The 23,303-nt window shown below is 39.3% G+C and carries 18 protein-coding genes; 17 read left to right on the forward strand and 1 reads right to left on the reverse strand.

All coding sequences use genetic code 11. The features are described 5' to 3' along the window. Positions 1–3: 3 nt before the first annotated feature. The 11 genes from ACEPXG_RS03175 to ACEPXG_RS03225 all read left to right on the forward strand — a co-directional run bounded on the left by ACEPXG_RS03175 (position 4) and on the right by ACEPXG_RS03225 (position 15,616). Positions 4–486 (forward strand): ECF transporter S component, encoded by a 483-nt coding sequence (locus ACEPXG_RS03175; protein ID WP_391207441.1) that lies wholly within the window; start codon positions 4–6, stop codon positions 484–486. Further along, entirely contained in the window at positions 479–1,141 is a 663-nt protein-coding gene (locus tag ACEPXG_RS03180; protein ID WP_391207443.1) for a hypothetical protein, read from the forward strand. Before ACEPXG_RS03175 ends, ACEPXG_RS03180 begins: the two co-directional genes overlap by 8 nt. An 854-nt stretch (positions 1,142–1,995) precedes the next feature. After that, complete coding sequence (locus ACEPXG_RS03185) at positions 1,996–4,140, forward strand: (Fe-S)-binding protein (RefSeq protein ID WP_391207444.1); 2,145 nt, start codon at positions 1,996–1,998, stop codon at positions 4,138–4,140. Between the two features lie 176 nt (positions 4,141–4,316). Further along, positions 4,317–5,525, forward strand: a complete 1,209-nt coding sequence (locus tag ACEPXG_RS03190; RefSeq protein WP_391207446.1) for an acetyl-CoA C-acetyltransferase — start codon at positions 4,317–4,319, stop codon at positions 5,523–5,525. Next, positions 5,522–6,373 carry a 3-hydroxybutyryl-CoA dehydrogenase gene (locus tag ACEPXG_RS03195; RefSeq protein ID WP_391207448.1) on the forward strand — a complete coding sequence of 284 codons (852 nt, stop codon included), beginning with the start codon at positions 5,522–5,524 and terminating at the stop codon, positions 6,371–6,373. The genes ACEPXG_RS03190 and ACEPXG_RS03195 overlap by 4 nt, the downstream gene beginning before the upstream one ends. 228 nt (positions 6,374–6,601) lie before the next feature. Continuing rightward, the gene (locus ACEPXG_RS03200) at positions 6,602–7,738 is read left to right on the forward strand and encodes an acyl-CoA dehydrogenase (RefSeq protein ID WP_391207450.1); all 1,137 of its coding nucleotides are present in this window, start codon (positions 6,602–6,604) and stop codon (positions 7,736–7,738) included. Positions 7,739–7,792: 54 nt separating this feature from the next. Beyond that, positions 7,793–8,932 (forward strand): acyl-CoA dehydrogenase, encoded by a 1,140-nt coding sequence (locus ACEPXG_RS03205; RefSeq protein ID WP_391207452.1) that lies wholly within the window; start codon positions 7,793–7,795, stop codon positions 8,930–8,932. Between the two features lie 9 nt (positions 8,933–8,941). After that, positions 8,942–9,562, forward strand: coding sequence for a TetR/AcrR family transcriptional regulator (locus tag ACEPXG_RS03210; RefSeq protein WP_391207454.1), 621 nt, complete (start codon positions 8,942–8,944; stop codon positions 9,560–9,562). A 27-nt stretch (positions 9,563–9,589) separates the two neighbouring features. After that, positions 9,590–12,847, forward strand: coding sequence for a fused isobutyryl-CoA mutase/GTPase IcmF (gene icmF, locus ACEPXG_RS03215; RefSeq protein ID WP_391207456.1), 3,258 nt, complete (start codon positions 9,590–9,592; stop codon positions 12,845–12,847). A 487-nt stretch (positions 12,848–13,334) separates the two neighbouring features. Continuing rightward, a complete protein-coding gene (gene rpoE, locus ACEPXG_RS03220; protein ID WP_391207458.1) occupies positions 13,335–13,871 on the forward strand; it encodes a DNA-directed RNA polymerase subunit delta in 537 nt (178 codons plus the stop codon). 149 nt (positions 13,872–14,020) lie between these two features. Next, positions 14,021–15,616, forward strand: coding sequence for a CTP synthase (locus tag ACEPXG_RS03225; RefSeq protein WP_391207460.1), 1,596 nt, complete (start codon positions 14,021–14,023; stop codon positions 15,614–15,616). A 406-nt stretch (positions 15,617–16,022) separates the two neighbouring features. Here ACEPXG_RS03225 and ACEPXG_RS03230 read toward each other — a convergent pair whose 3' ends face one another. Continuing rightward, a complete protein-coding gene (locus tag ACEPXG_RS03230; RefSeq protein WP_391207462.1) occupies positions 16,023–16,538 on the reverse strand; it encodes a DUF2529 family protein in 516 nt (171 codons plus the stop codon). 147 nt (positions 16,539–16,685) lie between these two features. Between ACEPXG_RS03230 and ACEPXG_RS03235 the strand changes: the two genes are divergently transcribed. The 6 genes from ACEPXG_RS03235 (at position 16,686) to rho (ending at position 22,836) form a co-directional block, all read left to right on the forward strand. Next, positions 16,686–17,045, forward strand: coding sequence for a response regulator (locus ACEPXG_RS03235; RefSeq protein ID WP_151698863.1), 360 nt, complete (start codon positions 16,686–16,688; stop codon positions 17,043–17,045). A 143-nt stretch (positions 17,046–17,188) separates the two neighbouring features. Then, complete coding sequence (locus tag ACEPXG_RS03240) at positions 17,189–18,046, forward strand: class II fructose-bisphosphate aldolase (RefSeq protein WP_391207465.1); 858 nt, start codon at positions 17,189–17,191, stop codon at positions 18,044–18,046. Positions 18,047–18,137: 91 nt separating this feature from the next. Further along, positions 18,138–18,785: a fructose-6-phosphate aldolase gene (fsa, locus tag ACEPXG_RS03245; RefSeq protein ID WP_391207467.1), complete on the forward strand. Its 648-nt coding sequence runs from the start codon at positions 18,138–18,140 to the stop codon at positions 18,783–18,785. Positions 18,786–18,804: 19 nt separating this feature from the next. Then, positions 18,805–20,082, forward strand: coding sequence for a UDP-N-acetylglucosamine 1-carboxyvinyltransferase (locus tag ACEPXG_RS03250; protein WP_391207468.1), 1,278 nt, complete (start codon positions 18,805–18,807; stop codon positions 20,080–20,082). 168 nt (positions 20,083–20,250) lie between these two features. Further along, positions 20,251–21,213 (forward strand): class II fructose-bisphosphatase, encoded by a 963-nt coding sequence (gene glpX / locus ACEPXG_RS03255; protein WP_391207470.1) that lies wholly within the window; start codon positions 20,251–20,253, stop codon positions 21,211–21,213. A 339-nt stretch (positions 21,214–21,552) separates the two neighbouring features. After that, entirely contained in the window at positions 21,553–22,836 is a 1,284-nt protein-coding gene (rho, locus tag ACEPXG_RS03260; RefSeq protein WP_391207472.1) for a transcription termination factor Rho, read from the forward strand. Positions 22,837–23,303 lie beyond the last annotated feature (467 nt).

Raw genomic sequence — 23,303 nt, forward strand, 5'->3', positions numbered from 1 at the left:
GCAATGAAGCTTCGTTTACTAACGCTCGCAGCAATGTTTGCAGCATTATGTACAATTGGTGCATTCGTGAAAATTCCAGTAGGTATTGGAAGTGCAGCACTTGATACCGTTCCAGCACTTGTATCGGCTGCATTTTTACCTCCTGTTTACGCAGGAGCTGCTTCTATGATCGGTCATTTATCCTCGTCTCTTTATGCAGGATTTCCTTTAGGACCATTGCATGTATTGATTGCTGGTGAAATGTTTTTGATTTTATTCGTGTTTACGAAACTTCATAAAGCGGGGTTGCATGTATGGAAATGGATATTTTTTATATTTGCCAATAGTGTGCTTGCAACACTTCCGTTTTATTGGATCATTTCAAAGGCATTTTTTGTTACTGTATTACCCGAGATTACTATTGCAACCATTTTGAATGCTGGAATCGCAATGATTGTCTTTCCAGTAGTTGTGCGCGTAATGGATAGAGTGAAAACCCATGCGTAATGCGGTTTTATTGCCAAATGGTTTTGTCGTCACAACCGATAATTCAGCAGCGATTGGTGAAAAAGCAGCTGATGTTGTACGCGTTAATGATGAAGTTGTTGCTTATTTTGCAGCAAGAGTCGCCCTGGTGGAGCAATGGGCTGCTGGAGCAATTCCCATCTCCATTGTCGTGCATAACTTTTCAGGCAATAAAAGCTGGGAAAAGTATAGTGCCGGGATAGAGAAATTATTTTATGAGTTAGAGCAGCCTTGCCCTGAGATTACCGGAAGTACCGAATCCAACATGGATACGTTACAATCCGCAATGGCCGTAACGATGATTGGTGAGCGCAAAAGAGAAAGTGATACGGCATGTAAATGGTATGTATACGGAAAACCATGCGTCGGTGATGAAGTACTCATGGAATTAAGAAAAATTGCGGACATAAAGAAAATCTGGACCGGAATCACTAGTGGACTAGTGAAGCGTATATGGCCAGTTGGTTCTGCTGGAATAAAAGAGGAATGCCAGCGACTAGGATTAAACTGTAATCTGAACGACTGGGACATTTTGAAATCCGCAGGTCCAGCAACTTCCGTGTTACTTGGCGTTTCGATTGATCAAATAGAAGAAGCAAAACAGCTATTTGGAGAGTATTTTGAAGAAATTAACTGATTAAAGAGCTATCTCACATTGAGATAGCTCTTTACTATGAGAAATGGTTGCTGTTAGCGACGAATTGGTCGCTGATGTTAGTAAATTCGTTGCTTATAAGGTGAAATTGGTCTCTCTTTGCCGTATAGTAACTTTTAATAGAAAATAATTCCAAGCCAATATTCTTCAATTAAAAATAGCGAGCTATCTCACATTGAGATAGCTCTTTACTTTGAGAAATGGTTGCTGTTAGCGACGAATTGGTTGCTCATACGAATGAATTGGTCGCTGATGTTAGTAAATTGGTTGCTTATATGGTGAAATTGGTCTCTCTTTGCCGTATAGTAACTTTTAATGGAAAATAATTCCGAGTGAATATTCTTCAATTAAAAATAGCGAGGTATCTCACATTAAGATAGCTCTTTACTATGAGAAATGGTCGTTGTTAGCGACGAATTGATTGCTAAAGCGAGTAAATTGGTTGCTTATATGGTGAAATTGGTCTCTCTTTGCCGTATAGTAACTTTTAATGGAAAATAATTCCGAGTGAATATTCTTCAATTAAAAATAGCAAGCTATCTCACATGAAGATAGCTCTTTATCATGAGAAATACTCTCCAAATAGAGAATAATCCCAATTTAAAATTCTCTATCTCCATCCACGCTGAAACAACTTTTTTAATTTCTGAAACAACTTCCCTATTCCCAAAGAAACTTTCTGCCATTATAATCAATCTCGAACACATAAGAATAAATTGATGTTGACTGAATGCTCATTCAGTTTTAATATTAAAATTACTTCTTTATCATTCTACTAGCCAAATGGTATTCTATCGGTAACACGTCATTTTACAACTCAAAGGGGGAGAAATAAGATGAGTCCATTATTAATCACAAACTGGGTGCTGTTTGTAGCAGTTACTTTGTACGCAATCGGATTGTTCGCATATTTATTGAAAACAAGGTATGCATATATCAAACTAGGGAAAAAAGTTGAATTTGAAGACAATGTGAAGGAAAGACTTCGCAAAATTTGGGTGTATGTTTTCGGCCAAAAGAAGCTATTAAAAGATAAGAAAAGTGGAGCAATCCATGTAATGTTCTTCTATGGTTTTTTATTAGTTCAATTTGGGGCACTCGATTTTATTTGGAAAGGGTTAGCACCTGGTTCACATTTGCCACTAGGGTCTGTGTATCCAGCGTTTACATTTTTCCAAGAAATCGTGACATTTATTATTTTAATAGCGGTTGTGTGGGCATTCTACCGACGCTATATTGAAAAATTAGTACGCCTAAAACGCGGATGGAAAAATGGGCTAGTGCTTATTTTCATCGGGGGGTTAATGGTTTCTGTTTTAGTTGGTAATGGAATGGGAATGATTTGGCATGGCCATGATGCAGTGTGGACTGAGCCGATTGCATCCTCAATTGGCACAATATTTGGTTTTATACCACCAATAGCAGCCGCAGTAGTTTTCTATATAATGTGGTGGGCACATTTGCTTTTCCTATTAACATTCTTAGTATATGTACCACAATCAAAGCATTTCCACTTAATAACTGGTCCTGCAAACGTTTACTTCCACCGTTTAGACAATGTTGGAAAATTACGTCCGATCAATTTTGAAGCGGAAGAAGACGAAGAGGCAGATGAAGAAGAAATGCCGTCGTTTGGTGTAGGTCGCATACAAGATTTTACACAAGCACAAATGATCGACTTATACGCATGTGTAGAATGTGGTCGTTGTACAAATATGTGTCCAGCAACGGGAACAGGTAAAATGCTGTCACCAATGGACTTAATCGTAAAGCTTCGTGATCATTTAACACTTACCGGAGCAGTAGAAACAAAGACAAAACCTTGGGTGCCAGCACTTGCTTTTCAAGGAACAAAAGGAAACCAACTTGCGATGGCTGCTGGTGCTGAAGGTGCCGTAATCGAAGACATTTATAGTCCATCACTAATCGGAGACGTAATCACGGAAGAAGAAATTTGGGCTTGTACAACTTGCCGTAACTGTGAGGACCAATGTCCAGTTATGAATGAACATGTGGATAAAATTATTGATCTTCGTCGCTACTTAGTGATGACGGAAGGAAAAATGGATCCAGATGCACAACGAGCTATGACGAATATTGAGCGCCAAGGAAATCCATGGGGCTTGAATCGTAAAGAGAAAGAAAACTGGAGAGATGCACGTCCAGAAGTGCACATCCCAACAGTAAAAGAAGTATCGAAAGCTGGAGAAGAATTTGAATACTTATTCTGGGTTGGCTCGATGGGGTCGTTCGATAATCGTTCACAAAAAATCGCTTTAGCTTTTGCACATTTGATGAACGAAGCTGGAGTGAAGTTCGCCATTCTTGGCAATAAAGAAAAGAACTCAGGAGACACACCTCGTCGTCTAGGAAATGAATTCTTATTCCAAGAGCTAGCGTCGAACAATATCTCCGAGTTTGAAAAAGCAGGCGTAACAAAGATCGTCACAATTGATCCGCATGCATATAATATCTTTAAAAATGAATACAGCGATTTCGGTTGGAGCGGAGAAGTGCTTCATCATACTGAAATGCTTTATGATCTAGTGCAAGCTGGGCGCTTGAAACCACAATACACTGTGGAAGAAACCATTACATTCCACGACTCTTGTTACTTAGGTCGATATAATGATGTATACGACGCACCACGTGAAGTGTTGAAAGCAATTCCGGGTGTGAAATTAGTAGAGATGGATCGTAACCGCGAAACAGGAATGTGCTGTGGAGCAGGCGGAGGCCTAATGTGGATGGAAGAGCATGTTGGAAATCGTGTAAACGTTGCTCGTACAGAACAAGCGCTAGAAGTAAACCCAACTATCATTTCTTCTGGATGTCCGTATTGCTTAACGATGCTATCGGATGGTACGAAAGCGAAGGAAGTAGAGGAAACAGTCGGCACTTATGACATTGCAGAGCTTCTTGAAAAATCTGTTTTCGGAGAGTTCATTCCACCAGTTGAAGAGGAATCAGTTGTTCAATAAATAGACATAATTATATTGCAATTAAAGTGATAGTTTCGTAAACTAGTGTTAATAGTAAGGGAGTGTAAAAGCTCCCTTTTTTCTAACAAATGAAATCGAGCGAGCGTTCAGTCAGTAACATTTTTTATTTTATTTATGTTGAAAGCGCATACATATCAGACAAAGGGGTGGCTAGTATGACAAAGACAGTTATTTTGGATGGCGCACGTACAGCTTTTGGGAAATTTGGAGGAGCGCTTAGTAGTTTAACGGCTTCTGATCTTGGTGGAGTTGCAATTAAAGAAGCTTTGTCTCGTGCAGGAGTACCTGCTGATGAAGTTGATGAAGTAATTATGGGAACTGTTTTACAAGCAGGGCAAGGGCAAATTCCTTCTAGACAAGCAGCAACAAAAGCAGGTATTCCATGGTCAGTCAAAACCGAAACGATTAACAAAGTATGTGCGTCAGGTATGAGAAGCGTCAGTTTTGCAGATCAATTAATTCGTCTTGGAGACGAAGAAATCATCGTTGCTGGTGGAATGGAATCAATGTCGAATGCTCCCTATTATTTACCAAAAGGCAGATTCGGACTTCGTATGGGAGATGCGCAAATGGTGGATGGCATGGTCTATGACGGACTTTCTTGTTCATTCCATCCAAAGCATGTGCATATGGGGACTTACGGAAATACGACGGCAGAATCATTTGAACTTTCTCGTGAGAAGCAAGATGAATGGTCTTTTAGAAGTCATGACCTTGCATTAAAAGCAATAGACAACGGCATTTTTGCAGAAGAAATTGTCTCAGTGGAAATTCCACAACGAAAAGGTGATCCAATCATCGTAAATGAAGACGAAGCACCTCGCCGAGATACATCAATCGAATCACTTGCGAAATTAAAACCAGCATTTGGTAGCGATGGAACGATTACTGCAGGGAACGCACCAGGAATAAATGACGGGGCTTGTGCAATAGTTCTAACAAATGAAGAAAAGGCAAAAGAGCTTGGAAAAGAGCCACTTGCATACGTGCTAGGTCACGCTGAAATAGCAATTGAACCAGAAAATTTCCCTCAAACACCAGGTATAGTAATCAATAAATTACTTGGTAAAACTGGGAAATCACTAGATGAAATAGACTTATTTGAAATAAATGAAGCATTTGCTGCTGTTGCACTAGTAAGTAGCCAAATCGCTGGTCTAGACGAAGCAAAAGTAAATGTAAACGGCGGTGCAGTAGCGCTTGGTCATCCAATTGGAGCATCTGGAGCTCGCATCATATTAACACTTGCATACGAATTGAAACGCCGTGGTGGTGGTATTGGAGTAGCGGCAATTTGTTCGGGTGGCGGGCAAGGAGACGCTATTATGATCGAAGTTCCAAAAACAGGGGGAAGCAACGCATGACAATTCAAAAAGTAATGGTAATCGGAGCAGGTCAAATGGGATCTGGAATTGCACAAGTTTGCGCACAAGCTGGATTTGAAGTGAAATTAAATGACCGTGAACAACTATTTTACGATCGCGGCATTCAAACAATTACGAAAAACTTGTCACGTAACGTTGAAAAAGGTCGTATGACAGAAGAAGAAAAACAAGCAGTTCTTAGCAAAATTACAAAATCACTTTCCATCGAAGACGCAAATGATGTGGATTTAGTCATCGAAGCAGCAGTAGAAAACATGGAAATCAAACAATCTATTTTCAAACAACTGGATGAAATAACGCCAAGACATGCTATTTTGGCAACGAACACTTCGTCTTTACCAATCACGGAAATAGCAGCGGCAACGAATCGTCCCGAGCAAGTAATCGGTATGCATTTTATGAACCCGGTGCCAGTGATGAAACTTGTAGAAATTATCCGCGGATTAGCAACTTCCGATGATGTATATACAGCAATTGAAGAAATGACGATTAAATTAAGTAAAACACCAGTGGAAGTAAATGACTTCCCAGGTTTCGTTTCCAACCGTATTTTAATGCCGATGATCAACGAAGCAATTTACACGCTTTATGAAGGTGTTGCATCAAAAGAAGCAATCGACGATGTGATGAAAATGGGTATGAATCACCCCATGGGGCCACTTCAACTAGCTGACTTTATTGGCTTAGATACTTGTTTGTACATTATGGAAATTTTGCACGAAGGTTTTGGGGACAGCAAATATCGTCCATGTCCACTGCTTAGAAAATACGTTAAAGCAGGTTGGTTAGGCAAGAAATCAGGTCGAGGCTTCTACAGCTACGAGTAAAAGTGAAACTTCAAACAGTGGTGCTTTATCCCACTGATTGTTAGTTGAACCATTCGGGTTTTTACGGGCTGTTAGACTCCCACTTATTCTTCCCGTTAAAAAAGCGTAGAAGTGGGAGTCTTACTGCCCGTTAATACGAGTAAAAGTGAAACTTCAATCAGGGGTGCTTTATCCCACTGATTGTAAGTTGAACCATTCGGGTTTTTAAGGGAAAAAGGGGCTTTTAAAATGGAATTGAAATTCACAGAAGAACAATTAATGATGCGCAATATGGTGCGGGATTTTGCAAAAGCAGAAATCGAACCTTATATTGAACGAATGGAACAAGGGGAGTTCCCTCGTGAGATCATTAAAAAAATGGGCGAACTTGGGTTAATGGGAATAACTGTACCAGAAAAATACGGCGGAGCAGAAATGGATTTTACAAGCTACGTAATCGCGATTAATGAGCTATCAAAAGTAAGTGCTGTTGTTGGCGTAATTCTTTCCGTTCACACATCTGTTGGCACGAACCCAATCCTTTATTTTGGCAATGAAGAGCAAAAAAATAAATACGTTCCAAAGCTTGCAACTGGTGAATACTTAGGCGCATTTTGTTTAACAGAACAATCTGCAGGATCGGATGCTGGAGCACTGAGAACGAAAGCAATTAAGAAAGACGACCATTACGTATTAAACGGGTCCAAAGTATTTATTACAAATGGTGGCGAGGCAGATGTGAACATCGTGTTTGCTTCAACAGATCCATCCCAAGGATCAAGAGGAATTTCTGCATTCATCGTGGAAAAGGAAACACCAGGTTTTATTGTCGGAAAAGATGAAAAGAAAATGGGCTTGCATGGTTCTAGAACTGTGCAAATCACCTTCGAAGATATGAAAATTCCTGTTGAAAATAGACTAGGTGAAGAAGGCGAAGGATTTAAAATTGCGATGGCGAACTTAAATACTGGTCGTATTGGAATCGCTACGCAGGCACTCGGAATTGCAGAAGCAGCGTTTGAAGCAGCGGTTGGATACGCAAAAGAGCGTGTGCAATTTGGTAAGCCAATTGCTGCAAACCAAGGAATAGGCTTCAAGCTTGCCGATATGGGCACAGCGGTAGAAGCGTCTAGACTTCTTGTTTACCGGGCAGCGAGCCTTCGCGAAAAAGGACTCCCTTGTGGAAAAGAAGCTTCGATGGCAAAATTATTTGCTTCGAAAACAGCGGTAGATGTCGCAATTGAAGCAGTCCAAGTATTCGGCGGATACGGTTACACGGAAGATTATCCAGTAGAACGCTATTTCCGTGACGCCAAAATTACAGAAATATACGAAGGAACAAGTGAAATCCAAAAAATCGTAATTAGTAAGCATCTAACGAATTAAAAGAAATTCTAGTAGCGGATACTTAATAAAACAAACTATAAAGGCGGGATAACAATGAATTTCCAACTATCAGAAGAGCATGAAATGATTCGTAAAATGGTACGTGATTTTGCAGAAAACGAAGTAGGGCCAACAGCTGCAGAACGTGACGAAGAAGAACGCTTTGACCGTGAAATTTTTGACAAAATGGCGGAACTAGGATTAACAGGTATTCCTTGGCCAGAAGAATATGGCGGAATCGGTTCTGATTATCTTGCATACTGTATCGCGGTAGAAGAATTATCCCGCGTTTGTGCTTCAACAGGTGTAACGCTTTCTGCACATACTTCACTTGCTGGATGGCCGATTTTCAAATACGGCAATGAAGAGCAAAAACAAAAATACCTTCGTCCAATGGCTGAGGGAACGAAAATCGGTGGATACGGTTTAACGGAAGCGGGTTCAGGTTCTGACGCAGGTGGCATGAAAACAACTGCTAAATTAGATGTCGATCATTATGTACTAAATGGTTCTAAAATTTTCATTACAAATGGTGGAATCGCGGATATCTATGTCGTATTTGCAGTAACTGATCCAGAATCCAAACATAAAGGTACAAGCGCATTTATCATAGAAGCTGATTTCCCTGGATTCTCTGTTGGGAAAAAAGAAAAGAAATTAGGAATCCGTTCTTCGCCTACGACTGAAATTATTTTTGATAATTGCCGTGTACCAAAAGAAAATCTTCTTGGGGAAGAAGGAGAAGGCTTCATTATCGCAATGAAAACATTAGATGGTGGACGTAATGGCATTGCTGCTCAAGCAGTTGGTATCGCACAAGGTGCACTCGATGCAGCAGTTGGATACGCTAAAGAACGCGTGCAATTCGGCAAACCAATCGTTGCGAACCAAGGGATATCTTTCAAACTAGCGGATATGGCAACTTCTACAGAAGCATCTCGTTTACTTACGTACCAAGCGGCATGGTTGGAATCCAATGGGCTTCCTTACGGCAAAGAATCTGCGATGGCGAAACTGATGGCTGGCGATACAGCGATGAAAGTGACGACAGAAGCGGTTCAAGTGTTCGGTGGGTATGGTTATACAAAAGATTATCCAGTGGAACGCTTTATGCGCGATGCAAAAATCACACAAATATACGAGGGCACACAAGAAATTCAACGTCTCGTTATTTCTCGTATGCTAACAAAGTAGTAGATGCCGATGGAAAAAAAGCATGAAGTGAAGACATCTGTCAAAGATGAAAATCTGATCGAAAAAAGGCGTCACCAAATGATTCGTGCAGCTGTCACTTTATTCAAAGAAAAGGGCTTCCACCGAGCGACAACGAGAGAAATCGCAAAAGAAGCAGGCTTTAGTATCGGAACACTTTATGAATATATTCGTACGAAGGAAGATGTACTCTATTTAGTTTGCGATAGTATTTACAATGAAGTGCATGACAAACTATCCCAAATTACCGCACAAAATGGCACAATTGAAGACTTGAAAACGGCAATCCGCCACTATTATCAGGTAATTGATGATATGCAAGATGAATTCGTTGTGATGTATCAAGAATCCAAATCTTTACCAAAAGGTGCACTAGAATACGTTTTGAATAAAGAGCTAGAGATGATTAATATTTTCCGAAAAATTCTTGTTGACTGTGTACAAAATGGGGAACTAAGGTTAACAGAAGCGCAAACAAACCTTTATGCGCATACAATTGTCGTTCAAGGACAAATGTGGGCATTTAGAAGATGGGCTTTGCGAAAGGAATATACGCTTGAACAATTTACAGAACTACAAATAGAATTTGTACTCAATGGGATGGGGAAATAAGTTTTATCTAAAAGAAGGGGGAACAACATGTCAACTGTAGAAGTATATCGTCCAAAAAATCATGTTCGTTTTGTCACGGCATCTAGTCTATTTGACGGTCATGATGCTTCGATTAATATTATGCGTCGCATTTTACAAGCAAGTGGAGCAGAGGTAATTCACTTAGGCCATAACCGTTCTGTAGAAGAAGTCGTGAATGCTGCTATTCAAGAAGATGTACAAGGGATCGCAATTTCTTCCTATCAAGGAGGGCATGTTGAGTATTTTAAATATATGAAGGACTTACTCGTAGAACGCGGCGCACCTCATATTCGCATATATGGCGGTGGTGGTGGAGTAATCATTCCGAAAGAAATAAAAGAACTACAAGAATACGGAATTTCTGGTATCTTCTCACCTGAAGACGGTCGCAAACTGGGCCTTCAGGGTATGATCAATCGGATGTTAGTAAAATGTGATGTACCGACAAAAGCTTCCGGAGCACAAAATGAAATAGAAACGGTTTCTACTGAAAATCCAGAGGTACTTGCTCATTTAATCACAATTGCTGAAGAAGCACATCAAACAAAAGACGCTGAAGTGAAAATAATGATTGAACAAGCAAGAACAATATCAAAAGGCACTCCTGTTTTAGGAATTACAGGTACTGGAGGAGCGGGAAAAAGTTCCTTAACAGACGAATTAATTCGTCGTTTCCTACATGAATTACCTAACAAAAAAATAGCCGTACTATCGATTGATCCGACGAAACAAAAAACGGGTGGAGCATTACTTGGAGATCGAATTCGTATGAATGCAATTTTCAATAAACGAGTATTTATGCGTAGCTTAGCGACACGTGGATCTCGTACCGAATTATCAGGTGCACTTGCAGATGTATTGGATGTTGTAAAAGTAGCTGGTTTCGATTTAATCATTGTAGAAACAAGTGGTATTGGGCAAGGGGACGCGGAAATTACAAACGTATCGGACGTTTCGATGTATGTGATGACAAGCGAGTTCGGGGCACCATCTCAATTAGAAAAAATCGACATGATTGACTATGCAGATTTAATTGTCATCAATAAATTCGAACGTAAAGGCTCAGAAGACGCACTTCGACAAGTTCAAAAACAATATCAACGCAGTCGCGAGCTATGGCATGATGATTTAGATACAATGCCCGTTTACGGAACAATTGCAAGCCAATTTAATGATAAAGGTACCAATTCTTTATTTGCAGCTTTAGTTGATGTGTTGAATGAAAAGACAGGTACTAACTGGGAAACTTCGTATGAACAATTTGTGAAAACGCAAAAGCAAAACGTCATCATTCCAAATGATCGCCGCTATTACTTGCGTGAAATTACAGATACCGTTCGGGGATACCATAAAAAGTCCGATGAACAAGTGTCTTTCGCGAGAAGATTGTTCCAATTAGAAGGAGCAATGGAGACGGTGAAAGAAAAAGCTGCGAATGATGCTTTAGTTCAATCACTGGAATCATTAGCGAATGGAATTCGGGATGAGTTAACAGCGGAATCAAAGCGAATATTGGAAAACTGGGCAGCTTTAAAAGAAGCGTATGCTGGGGATGAATTTGTCACGAAGGTTCGTGATAAAGAAATTCGCACAATCCTTCGTACAGAAAGCTTGGCAGGTTTAAAAATTCCAAAAGTTGTTCTTCCTAAATTCGTAGATTATGGTGAAATATTAAGATGGGTGTATAAAGAAAATGTACCTGGTTCATTCCCTTATACAGCCGGAGTTTTCCCATTCAAACGCGAAGGGGAAGATCCAAAGCGTCAGTTTGCTGGAGAAGGTACACCGGAACGTACCAATCGACGTTTCCATTATTTATCCAAAGACGATGATGCAAAACGTCTCTCTACTGCGTTTGACTCCGTAACACTTTACGGAGAAGACCCAGATCATCGCCCAGATATTTACGGAAAAGTCGGCGAATCTGGCGTAAGCATTTGTACGTTAGAAGACATGAAAAAGCTATATGATGGCTTTGATTTATGTGCGCCATCAACATCTGTATCGATGACGATTAATGGACCTGCTCCAATAATTTTAGCAATGTTCATGAATACAGCAATCGATCAGCAAGTTCGCATTCAAGAAGAAAAACTTGGTCGCACCCTGACTGTGGAAGAATTTACAGAAGTGAAAACCGCAACGTTGCAAGTAGTTCGTGGAACGGTTCAAGCAGATATATTAAAAGAGGATCAAGGTCAAAATACGTGTATTTTCTCGACAGAATTTGCCTTACGTATGATGGGTGACATTCAACAATATTTTATTGACCAAAAAGTTCGTAATTATTATTCGGTATCCATTTCTGGTTATCATATTGCAGAAGCGGGAGCTAATCCAATATCCCAGCTGGCGTTCACACTTTCAAATGGTTTCACATACGTGGAGTACTACTTGAGTCGCGGTATGAATATTGATGACTTTGCACCTAATTTATCGTTCTTCTTCTCGAATGGTTTGGATCCAGAGTACACGGTAATTGGCCGCGTTGCTCGTCGCATTTGGTCTGTCGTAATGCGAGACAAATATGGTGCGAATGATCGAAGTCAAAAACTGAAATACCATGTTCAAACATCAGGTAGAAGTCTTCATGCGCAAGAAATCGATTTTAATGATATTCGCACAACACTTCAAGCGTTGATGGCATTGCAAGACAACTGTAACTCGCTTCATACAAATGCATATGACGAAGCAATCACAACACCGACAGAAGAATCCGTTCGTCGTGCAATGGCCATTCAAATGATTATTACAAAAGAACATGGATTATCGAAAAATGAAAATCCACTGCAGGGAGCATTTATTGTCGAAGAAATGACGGACCTTGTCGAAGAAGCAGTTCTTTCTGAATTTGATCGAATAAATGACCGCGGTGGCGTGCTTGGTGCAATGGAAACACAATACCAACGCGGAAAAATTCAAGAAGAATCCATGTACTATGAAATGAAAAAACACACTGGCGAACTACCAATTATCGGTGTGAACACATACTTGAATCCAAATCCTGCTTCTGCAGAGGACATTGATAATATGGAACTTGCTCGTGCAACGAAAGAAGAAAAAGAAACACAAATTACAAATCTCCAAAACTTCCAACAAAAACATGCAAATGAAGCAGAGGAAGCACTCGCTCGTCTAAAACAAGTAGCGGTAACTGGTGGTAACATCTTCGAAGAGCTAATGACAACGGTTCAGAAAGCAAGTCTTGGACAAATCACGAACGCTCTTTACGAGGTTGGTGGGCAATACCGACGAAATATGTAAAAAAATAAGTGTTCCGAGGTAATATCGGAACACTTATTTCCTGTTTTTTTGTATAATGAAACTAACCTTATTCAGCAGAAGTCAGAGGCTTCTGCTGAATAAGGTTAGAGCACCCCGGCGGATGTCACAAATTTTGTAAAGGAATTCATCAAGCAAGCTCAATGCACTGTTTTCTGCGACGAGCTATTGCGCAAGAGTAAAATTTGGACACAAATATGCCAAGGTAAATTTGACTAAGTAGTAAAGGAGAAATGACATGAAAATAGTAATTCACATAATGGTCATTATCGTACTCCTACTACTTACTGTTTTCCTATATAATAAACAATTGGGATCCATTCCTTTACTATTAATTTCATTTTATTTATTTTTATTGGCAACTTCGAAAAATTCATTTTTCAAAAAAAATAAATGAATGTAGCATATAACATACTTGTTTGTATATAATGGGAAGTATGTAAACGGACATTGAAAGGACGTGCACGATTTGAAATTTCGTGAAATGACAACAGCACAATTAACAGAAGAATCACTAATAGATATAGGCTTTGCTATATTAGAAGATAAGAAAAACTCATTAACACTAACTGAACTATTTGATGAAATTCAAAAACTAAATGGCTTTACAGATCAAGAAATGGCGGATCGCAAGCCTCAATTCTATACAGATATGAACATCGATGGTCGTTTTTTAGCTACTGCTGAAAATCAATGGGGTCTAAGAGAATGGTACCCTGTAGAACAAATAGAAGAAGAAACTGCCCCTACTGTAAAAGTTCGGAAAAAGAAAGCAAAAGTTTCGGACGACGACTTAGATGATTTAGACGAAGATGAAATTGTCTTCGAAGAAGAATTCGATGAGTTTGCCGAAGATGAAGATGAAGAAGAAGATGAAGTAGTAATTGATTTCGTAGAAGGAATCGATGAAGTGATTGAAGAGGATTTAATCGATGAAGACGAAGATGAATTTGAAATCATTGAAGATGAAGAGTTGGACGACGAAGATTTAGAAGACGAGGAATAATTCTTGACTTCTACTTCTATACGCTATAAGATTCAATTGGGCTCTTTTTAAGAGACATTACTCATGTGCATATGCGCTCCCCTGCCAAACAGCAGGAGGGGCGCTTTTTTGTTGTTGCAATAAGGCTAATACACATAGGAGGAACAATAATGACTAAATTTATTTTTGTAACTGGTGGAGTAGTTTCTTCATTAGGAAAAGGTATAACAGCGGCGTCGCTAGGCCGTTTATTGAAAAACAGAGGGTTAAATGTAACGATTCAAAAATTTGATCCATACATTAACTTAGACCCTGGAACGATGAGTCCATATCAACACGGAGAAGTTTTTGTGACAGATGATGGTGCAGAAACAGATTTAGATTTAGGACATTACGAGCGTTTTATTGACATTAAATTAAATAAATACTCGAATATCACAACCGGGAAAGTATACTCATCTGTTTTAAGAAAAGAACGTCGTGGCGATTATAATGGTGGAACAGTGCAAGTAATTCCACATATTACAAATGAAATTAAAGAGCGTTTATTTTTAGCTGCAAAAGAAACACATGCAGATATCGTGATAACGGAAATCGGTGGTACAGTTGGAGATATCGAATCACTTCCATTCTTAGAAACAATTCGTCAAATGAAACGTGACGTTGGTAGCAAAAACGTGATGTACGTGCATTGTACATTGGTTCCATTTATTAAAGCTGCTGGTGAAATGAAAACGAAACCAACCCAACATAGTGTGAAAGAATTACGTAGTCTAGGTATTCAACCAAATGTTATTGTCTGCCGTTCAGAAATGCCAATTCCACAGGATATGAAAGATAAAATTGCGTTATTCTGTGACATTAAACCCGAAGAAGTAATCGAATGTATTGATGCAGATTCACTTTATGAGATTCCATTGATGCTTCAAGCACAACATTTAGACCAAATTGTAGTGGATCATTTCCAATTGGATACAAAAGAAGCGGATATGACAGACTGGCAAGCACTTGTCGATCAAGTAAAATCATTATCGAAAACAGTTCGTATTGGTTTAGTAGGTAAATACGTAGAACTTCAAGATGCATACATTTCTGTAGTAGAAGCGATGAAACATGCTGGTTACAAATTTGATGCAGATATTGAAGTGAAATGGGTGAATGCAGAAGAAGTAAATGATGCAAATGTTGCAGAAATACTTTCTGACGTGGATGGAATTCTTGTTCCTGGTGGATTTGGAGACCGCGGAGTAGAAGGTAAAATCGCAGCTACAAAATTTGCACGTGAAAACAAGGTGCCTTTCTTAGGTATTTGTCTAGGAATGCAACTTGCAACAGTTGAATTTGCACGTTCTATTTTAGAATTACAAGGAGCTCATTCGACAGAATTAGATCCAACAACAGTATATTCAATTATTGACTTATTGCCTGAACAAAAAGACATTGAAGATCTAGGTGGAACACTTCGTCTTGGATTATATCCATGTAAACTAACTCCTGGCTCTAAAGCGCACCAAGCATACGGAGAAGAGCTTGTATACGAACGACACCGTCACCGTTACGAATTCAACAATGAATACCGTGAACAATTCGAAGCAGCAGGATTTGTGTTCTCTGGTACAAGCCCAGATGGTCGTCTAATCGAAATCATCGAGCTACCAGATCACCCATTCTTCGTAGCATCTCAGTTCCATCCGGAATTTGTGTCACGTCCACAACGTCCACAACCATTATTCCGTGAATTCATCAAAGCAGCCGTAGAAAAATAAACGAAGAAAAGCAGTTCGACTTGTCGAACTGCTTTTATAATGGGGATAAATGGCAAAGAACAACCAATTGTACATGGAGAGCAACCAATTATGTGGTTGTAGCAACCAATTCTTCAGTGGAAGCAACCAATTCAATAAGAAGAGCGACCAAATCTCAGAGCTAAGAGTTAACTCCAGGTGAGACAGTGCGTTTTAATAATAAAATATTCAAGCTGGGGCGAGAGTTTTGAATTATTATCCATAATCAGTAAGGAATTAGCAGAGCGAGACCAAATTGGACCAACCCGAGACCAATTATGTCATACCCGAGACCAAATCGAAACAACCCGAGACCAATTATTAAACACCCAAGACATAACAAAAATCGCCCCAAGAAATAACATATTTCTCGAGGCAATTTCTATGATTATTCATCAACGAGCATTTCGTCGAGCTTCATTTTGACAGCTTCATATACAAACATTGCGCTTAGAGCATAGGGCAAGACAATGCGACTTCCATCTTCAGCAGGAAGCAAGCCTTTAGAAAACTTCAAGGAAATATATGTATATGCTAAACTAGCAAGGTGGTTCGCGTCATCTTCAGGCTCTGCGGCAGTAACGCTAAATGGAATAAAGTCATCACTTAATTTTTGCGCGAGTGCTAGCGCTTCTTTATTTTCACAAGATCTTGTAATAATCCAAACGCGGTCAATACTTGTAAGTACTGTATCTGTTGTCCAAACTTGCATACTTGGAAAAGCTTCTACGGCATATTTTGCATTAATTGCGATGCTCTCCATCTCGTCGAAAGTGGCGAAATAGATTGTACCTTCACGTGCAGCGGCTTGCGCAAGAAGTCTAGCGGTTTCTTCTATATTCTCTTCTTCGGAAGCAGCGATTCTTTGAAGCAGCCCAGAAAGCTGTGTTGTTAACATTTTCATAAGATTTCACCTCTTCATTATTATAAAGTAGAAGCAGAAATACGTAAAACAGGAATTATTTAGAGTATTAAGAAGGGAAATAGATATTAGTAGCGAATAGTATAGAATGTGGAATAGGGGAAATTTGATAAAAGGGGTTTGTCCATCATGAAACACATTTTAATTGTTGATGATCAACTAGGAATACGAATGCTCTTGAAAGAAGTTTTTTCACAAGATGGCTATGAAGTGAGTCTCGCTTCAAATGGACTGGAGGCATTGGATATAGCTGAAAAACAAGCTATTGACGGTGTTTTGTTGGACATGAAAATTCCTGGTATGGACGGGATAAAAATTCTAACATACTTAAAAGAAAAGTATCCAAGTTTACCTGTAATGATGATGACGGCATATGGGGAGTTAAACATGATCCAAAAGTCGATGGATTTAGGTGCATCACTTTACTTTACAAAACCTTTTGATATTTTTGAGGTCCGTGATGCAATAAATAATCTGTTGAAAAAGTAGTCCACAAGCAGGCAGTGGAAAACATCGCCTGTTTTTGTTATGATGAAAAAGAAAAGTGGAAGATGCCGATTAGCTGTTGCTAGGCGACAAGATATAAAAAGTAAATAAATGAGCATAAAAGCAAAAAGAGGAGGTCCATTCGAATGGCTTTAGTATCGATGAAAGAAATGCTTATAAAAGGAAAAAAAGAAGGATATGCTGTAGGACAATTCAATATTAACAACCTTGAATTTACACAAGCTATTTTACAAGCGGCAGAAGAAGAGAAATCACCTGTTATTTTAGGTGTGTCTGAAGGTGCAGCAAAATATATGGGCGGATTTACAACAGTTGTACATATGGTAAAAGGACTGATGGAAGATTATAAAACGTCCGTTCCAGTGGCAATACATTTAGATCATGGCTCTAGCTTTGAAAAATGTAAAGAAGCGATTGATGCAGGGTTCACATCTGTTATGATTGATGCATCTCATCATTCATTTGAAGAGAACGTAGAAATTACTTCTAATGTTGTGGAATACGCACATGCGCGTAACATTTCAGTAGAAGCTGAGCTTGGAACAGTTGGCGGACAAGAAGACGATGTAGTGGCGGATGGCGTTATTTATGCAAATCCTTCAGAATGTGCGGAGCTAGTAAAACGTACGTCCATTGATTGCTTAGCACCTGCACTAGGATCTGTTCACGGCCCGTATAAAGGGGAACCTAACTTAGGATTTGAAGAGATGGAAGAAATTTCAAAACTAGCAGATCTTCCTTTAGTATTACATGGTGGTACAGGAATTCCAACGCATGATATTGAACGTTCCATTTCTTTAGGAACTGCTAAAATCAATGTAAATACAGAAAATCAAATTGCTGCAACAAACGCAATTCGAAACTATTTAAATGAAAATTCAAGTCAATATGACCCACGTAAATATTTAATACCAGCACGCGATGCGATTAAAACAACGGTTATCGGAAAAATGCGCGAATTTGGAAGCTCAAACAAAGCATAATTCAGTCGGGTAATATTGAAAGAAGGAGAAGTGTTCTGTTTTAAATCAGAAGCTTCTCCTATTTTTCCATCAATAGGAGGATATTATTAATATGAAATTTTTTATAGATACAGCCAATTTCGATGAAATCAAGGAAGCACACGCATGGGGTATTTTATCCGGCGTAACAACAAATCCTTCGTTAGTCGCAAAAGAAAATATTTCTTTCCATGATCGTCTTCGTGAAATTACGGCATTAGTTGACGGATCTGTGAGTGCAGAAGTAATCGCGTTAGATGCGGAAGGTATGATTAAAGAAGGAAGAGAGCTTGCTGCAATTGCTCCCAATATTACGGTTAAGCTACCAATGACACCTGAAGGGCTTAAAGCATGTTCTGTCTTTCGTTCAGAAGGAATTAAAACAAATGTAACACTTATTTTTTCTGCAAACCAAGCTTTATTAGCAGCTAGAGCAGGGGCAACATATGTATCTCCATTTCTAGGTCGTTTAGATGACATAGGGCATGACGGAATGGAGTTAATTGCGAAGATTGCTCAAATTTTTGAAATGCACAACATTGATACGGAAATTATTGCAGCATCTATTAGACATCCGCAACATATTACAGATGCTGCGTTAAATGGTGCGCATATTTCTACAACACCAATTAAAGTATTAAAACAATTATTCCATCATCCTTTGACGGACAAAGGAATTGAAGGATTTCTAGCGGATTGGAACAATCGTAAAAGCGAGTAACCAGACGAAGGAGAAGCGTATGGAAGTTTATAAAATAAAAGGTGCAAATCGGCTACATGGAACGATTAAAGTAAGCGGAGCGAAAAATAGTGCAGTAGCACTTATTCCAGCTTCCTTACTGGCGAACTCCCCTGTGACTATAGAAGGTTTACCGGAAATTTTAGACGTTTGGACATTAAAAGAAATTTTAGAAGAAGTAGGGGCTAAAATTACATTCGAAGACGGTACGATGACAATCGATCCGACGAATATAGTAGATATGCCGCTCCCAAATGGTAATATAAAAAAACTACGAGCTTCTTACTATTTAATGGGTGCGCTTCTTGGGAAATTTAAAAAAGCTGCCATCGGATTACCTGGAGGATGTCATTTAGGGCCTCGCCCAATTGATCAACATATTAAAGGTTTTGAAGCTTTAGGAGCTACTGTTTCCAATGAGCATGGGGCAATTTATCTGCGTGCGGATGAATTAATAGGATCTAAGATCTATTTAGACGTTGTAAGTGTGGGAGCTACGATTAATATAATGCTTGCCGCTGTACTTGCAAAAGGCAGAACGATCATTGAAAATGCAGCAAAAGAGCCAGAAATCATTGATGTTGCAACTCTTTTATCCAATATGGGTGCAAACATTAAAGGTGCTGGAACGAATGTCATTCGAATTGATGGTGTGAAAGAATTGCATGGAACGAAGCATACAATTATTCCAGATCGTATTGAAGCAGGTACGTTCATGATTATGGCAGCGGTAGCAGGAGACGGTGTTACTATTGATAATGTCATCCCCTTTCATGTGGAAGCATTAACAGCTAAGCTTCGCGAAATGGGCGTTAAAGTAGAAGAATATGAAGAAAAGATCTTTATTCCAAAGTCTCAAAAATTGCAAGCGGTAGATGTTAAAACACTTGTGTATCCAGGATTTCCGACTGACTTGCAGCAGCCGTTTTCGGTATTAATGACGCAGGCAACTGGTACATCTGTTATTACGGATTCCATTTATTCAGCTAGATTTAAACAAATTGATGAACTTCGTCGTATGAGTGCAATTGGACGAGTAGATGGTAGAACTGCAATAATTACTGGTCCGGTTAACCTAGAAGCAGCAACGGTTCGGGCAAGTGACTTACGAGCAGGAGCAGCGCTAGTTCTTGCAGGTTTAATCGCCGATGGAGAAACAGAAATTCAGGATATATTCCATATAGAACGTGGCTATAGTTCGATTATTGAAAAGCTTCGAGGGCTTGGTGCAGATATTAGACGAGTGGAAATAAAAGAAATAGAAGTAAACAACGAATAAATCGCATCCTTTTTTACAGAAATGAAAGCATAACTTTTCGATAAAGAAACTGTTCAAACTCCAAATACCTTGTACTTTTCTTATTTGGAAAATATGCTACAATGTAACAGGAAGAAAGACAGGACGGATTTATAAACCGTAAACCGTAAAACGGGAGGCACATATTAGATGGAACGTAGTTTATCAATGGAATTAGTCCGAGTAACAGAGGCCGCAGCTATCGCATCAGCTCGCTGGATGGGACGCGGATTAAAAAATGAAGCAGACGACGCAGCAACTACTGCTATGCGCACAGTTTTTGACACAATCCCAATGGAAGGTGTCGTTGTAATTGGGGAAGGTGAAATGGACGAAGCACCGATGTTATATATCGGAGAAAAGCTAGGACATGGAATTGGTGGTCCTCAAGTAGATGTGGCAGTGGATCCTTTAGAAGGTACGAATATCGTGGCTTCAGGTGGATGGAATGCACTTGCAGTACTTGCAATTGCAGATCGTGGAAATTTACTTCATGCTCCAGATATGTATATGGAAAAGTTAGCAGTCGGTCCTGAAGCAGTTGGTCAAGTGGATATTAACGCACCAGTTATTGATAACTTAAGAGCAGTAGCCCGTGCAAAAAATAAAGATATTGAAGACGTAGTGGCTACCATTTTAGGTCGTCCAAGACACCAAAAAATTATCGATGAAATTAGAGCTGCTGGAGCACGCATCAAGTTAATCACGGATGGCGATGTAGCAGGAGCTATTAATACAGCATTCGATAATACTGGTGTAGATATTCTTTTTGGAATGGGTGGGGCACCTGAAGGGGTTATCTCTGCAGTTGGATTAAAATGCTTAGGCGGAGAAATCCAAGGGAAACTTATTCCTCAAGACGAAGCAGAGCTGGCACGTTGTATCAGAATGGGTCTAGATGTAAATAAAATTTTACGTATGGAAGACTTAGTTAAAGGTGACGACGCTATCTTTGCTGCTACGGGCGTAACGGATGGAGAACTTCTACGCGGAGTACAGTTTAAAGGTGCTTTTGGTTCTACTCATTCTATCGTTATGCGTGCAAAATCAGGAACAATCCGATTTGTTGAAGGACGCCATAGCCTAAAGAAAAAACCGAATTTAGTTCTATAAAACTAAACTTCTCTAATGTATACCCGGCTTAGTCGGTCGGGTATCCTCTTTATAAACTTCAATCCTATTAAATCTTTTTCAACTGTAGTCTCCCATTTCTACAAAAACTAGATGAGTGTCAATAATTCATAAAGTTCAGTGGTCTATTGATATTCCATTGAAAAGGATAAGGCCTCTGGCATGTGCCGCAGATTTTGTAAGGGAATTAATCACGTAAGTAAGATACAAAATCTGGGCGCATTTTTTGCGACAAGTAATCGCAGTATAAAATAAGCCAAGGTATATTTGATTTCCCAAAAAACGAAACAACAAAATATAATAAAGAGTGGTGCTTTGCCAATGACACAAACAACTATTAATGAGCTAGAAAATATGACTTTAAAAGAGCTTTATGCCCTTGCACGAAAGTATAAGGTTGCAACGTATAGCAAACTTTCAAAAAAGGAACTTATTTTTGCTATATTAAAATCTCGTGCAGAACAAGAAGGGTTTTTCTTCATGGAAGGCGTATTAGAAATTATCCAACAAGAAGGCTTTGGTTTCTTACGCCCTATAAACTATTCTCCAAGTTCTGAAGATATCTATATTTCTGCTTCCCAAATTAGAAGATTTGATTTACGTAACGGAGATAAAGTAACAGGAAAAGTGCGTCCTCCTAAAGAAAGTGAACGCTACTATGGCCTTTTACATGTTGAATTAGTTAATGGTGAAGATCCAGAAATTGCGAAAGAAAGAGTCCATTTTCCAGGGCTTACAGCACTTTATCCAGACCGTCATATCAAACTTGAAACAGAACCAGATAAATTATCGACTCGTATTATGGATTTAGTAGCCCCTGTTGGTTACGGACAACGTGGATTAATCGTAGCTCCTCCAAAAGCTGGTAAAACTTTATTGATTAAAGAAATTGCCAATGCAATTACAACGAATCATCCAAACGCAGAACTAATCGTTTTATTAATAGACGAACGTCCAGAAGAAGTAACAGACATTGAGCGTTCCGTTAAAGCAGATGTGGTAAGTTCTACATTTGATGAAGTACCAGAAAATCATGTGAAAGTAGCGGAGCTTGTTTTAGAAAGAGCGATGCGTTTAGTTGAACACAAACGCGACGTTATCATTTTAATGGATTCGATTACGCGACTTGCTCGCGCATACAATTTAGTAATACCTCCAAGTGGACGTACGTTATCAGGTGGTATTGATCCAGCAGCATTCCATCGACCAAAACGTTTTTTTGGAGCGGCGCGTAATATCGAAGAAGGCGGTAGCTTAACAATTCTTGCTACTGCATTAGTAGATACAGGATCACGTATGGACGAAGTAATTTACGAAGAGTTCAAAGGAACGGGTAATCTAGAACTTCATTTAGACAGAAGTCTTGCGGAACGTCGAATTTTCCCAGCGATCGATATCCGTCGCTCAGGTACCCGAAAAGAAGAACTTCTTATTCCTAAAGATCAACTGGACAAACTATGGGCAATTCGCAAAACCTTCTCCGATTCAGGAGATTTTGGAGAACGTTTCTTGAAAAAGCTTCGTCAGTCAAAAACAAACGAAGGATTCTTCGAGCAACTCGCAGTAGAAATGAAAGCACATCGTAGTGGAAAAGTGACTCTATAAAAAGAAAAACGCAAGGATAGATTATTAATAGATGCGTTAGTTAATTTCATAAATAGCATTTATTATTAAACACGAACAACACTTAATTTATTGATTGGAGAGACAGGCGGCGACTCCAGACGGAGGCCAACAGGATGTTGGTCACGAAGGCGTTGCCACACGATGCGGCGCTCTTAGCCTTCGTTCCTCGGAGACAGATGAGCCATTACAAACTACGCGAATGCGATGGCTCATAGCTCACTCCGCGGAAAGCGTCCGCCTATAGCGGAAATCATGCTTATTTATTATGTAGAGTATATGATACATATTCTCACATTTCACATTAATATTGTTCGTGTTTTATGTTCTAAATTTGAATCATGAAATTGATTCGCGTTAGTAATAAAAACAATTAGCTTGCGAATCAAATGTGAACATGCTATTATATATGATGTAAGTTTACAATTTTCTGCTACATATACGATTGG

This window comes from Psychrobacillus sp. L4, from assembly GCF_042944905.1.
In the GTDB taxonomy this organism is placed as follows: Bacteria; Bacillota; Bacilli; order Bacillales_A; family Planococcaceae; genus Psychrobacillus.

Coding starts and splice junctions, on each gene's coding strand:
- ACEPXG_RS03175 (WP_391207441.1), top strand. CDS start 4: ATGAAGCTTCGTTTACTAACGCTCGCAGCAATGTTTGCAGCATTATGT.
- ACEPXG_RS03180 (WP_391207443.1), top strand. CDS start 479: ATGCGTAATGCGGTTTTATTGCCAAATGGTTTTGTCGTCACAACCGAT.
- ACEPXG_RS03185 (WP_391207444.1), top strand. CDS start 1,996: ATGAGTCCATTATTAATCACAAACTGGGTGCTGTTTGTAGCAGTTACT.
- ACEPXG_RS03190 (WP_391207446.1), top strand. CDS start 4,317: ATGACAAAGACAGTTATTTTGGATGGCGCACGTACAGCTTTTGGGAAA.
- ACEPXG_RS03195 (WP_391207448.1), top strand. CDS start 5,522: ATGACAATTCAAAAAGTAATGGTAATCGGAGCAGGTCAAATGGGATCT.
- ACEPXG_RS03200 (WP_391207450.1), top strand. CDS start 6,602: ATGGAATTGAAATTCACAGAAGAACAATTAATGATGCGCAATATGGTG.
- ACEPXG_RS03205 (WP_391207452.1), top strand. CDS start 7,793: ATGAATTTCCAACTATCAGAAGAGCATGAAATGATTCGTAAAATGGTA.
- ACEPXG_RS03210 (WP_391207454.1), top strand. CDS start 8,942: ATGGAAAAAAAGCATGAAGTGAAGACATCTGTCAAAGATGAAAATCTG.
- icmF (WP_391207456.1), top strand. CDS start 9,590: ATGTCAACTGTAGAAGTATATCGTCCAAAAAATCATGTTCGTTTTGTC.
- ACEPXG_RS03225 (WP_391207460.1), top strand. CDS start 14,021: ATGACTAAATTTATTTTTGTAACTGGTGGAGTAGTTTCTTCATTAGGA.
- ACEPXG_RS03230 (WP_391207462.1), bottom strand. CDS start 16,538: ATGAAAATGTTAACAACACAGCTTTCTGGGCTGCTTCAAAGAATCGCT.
- ACEPXG_RS03235 (WP_151698863.1), top strand. CDS start 16,686: ATGAAACACATTTTAATTGTTGATGATCAACTAGGAATACGAATGCTC.
- ACEPXG_RS03240 (WP_391207465.1), top strand. CDS start 17,189: ATGGCTTTAGTATCGATGAAAGAAATGCTTATAAAAGGAAAAAAAGAA.
- fsa (WP_391207467.1), top strand. CDS start 18,138: ATGAAATTTTTTATAGATACAGCCAATTTCGATGAAATCAAGGAAGCA.
- ACEPXG_RS03250 (WP_391207468.1), top strand. CDS start 18,805: ATGGAAGTTTATAAAATAAAAGGTGCAAATCGGCTACATGGAACGATT.
- glpX (WP_391207470.1), top strand. CDS start 20,251: ATGGAACGTAGTTTATCAATGGAATTAGTCCGAGTAACAGAGGCCGCA.
- rho (WP_391207472.1), top strand. CDS start 21,553: ATGACACAAACAACTATTAATGAGCTAGAAAATATGACTTTAAAAGAG.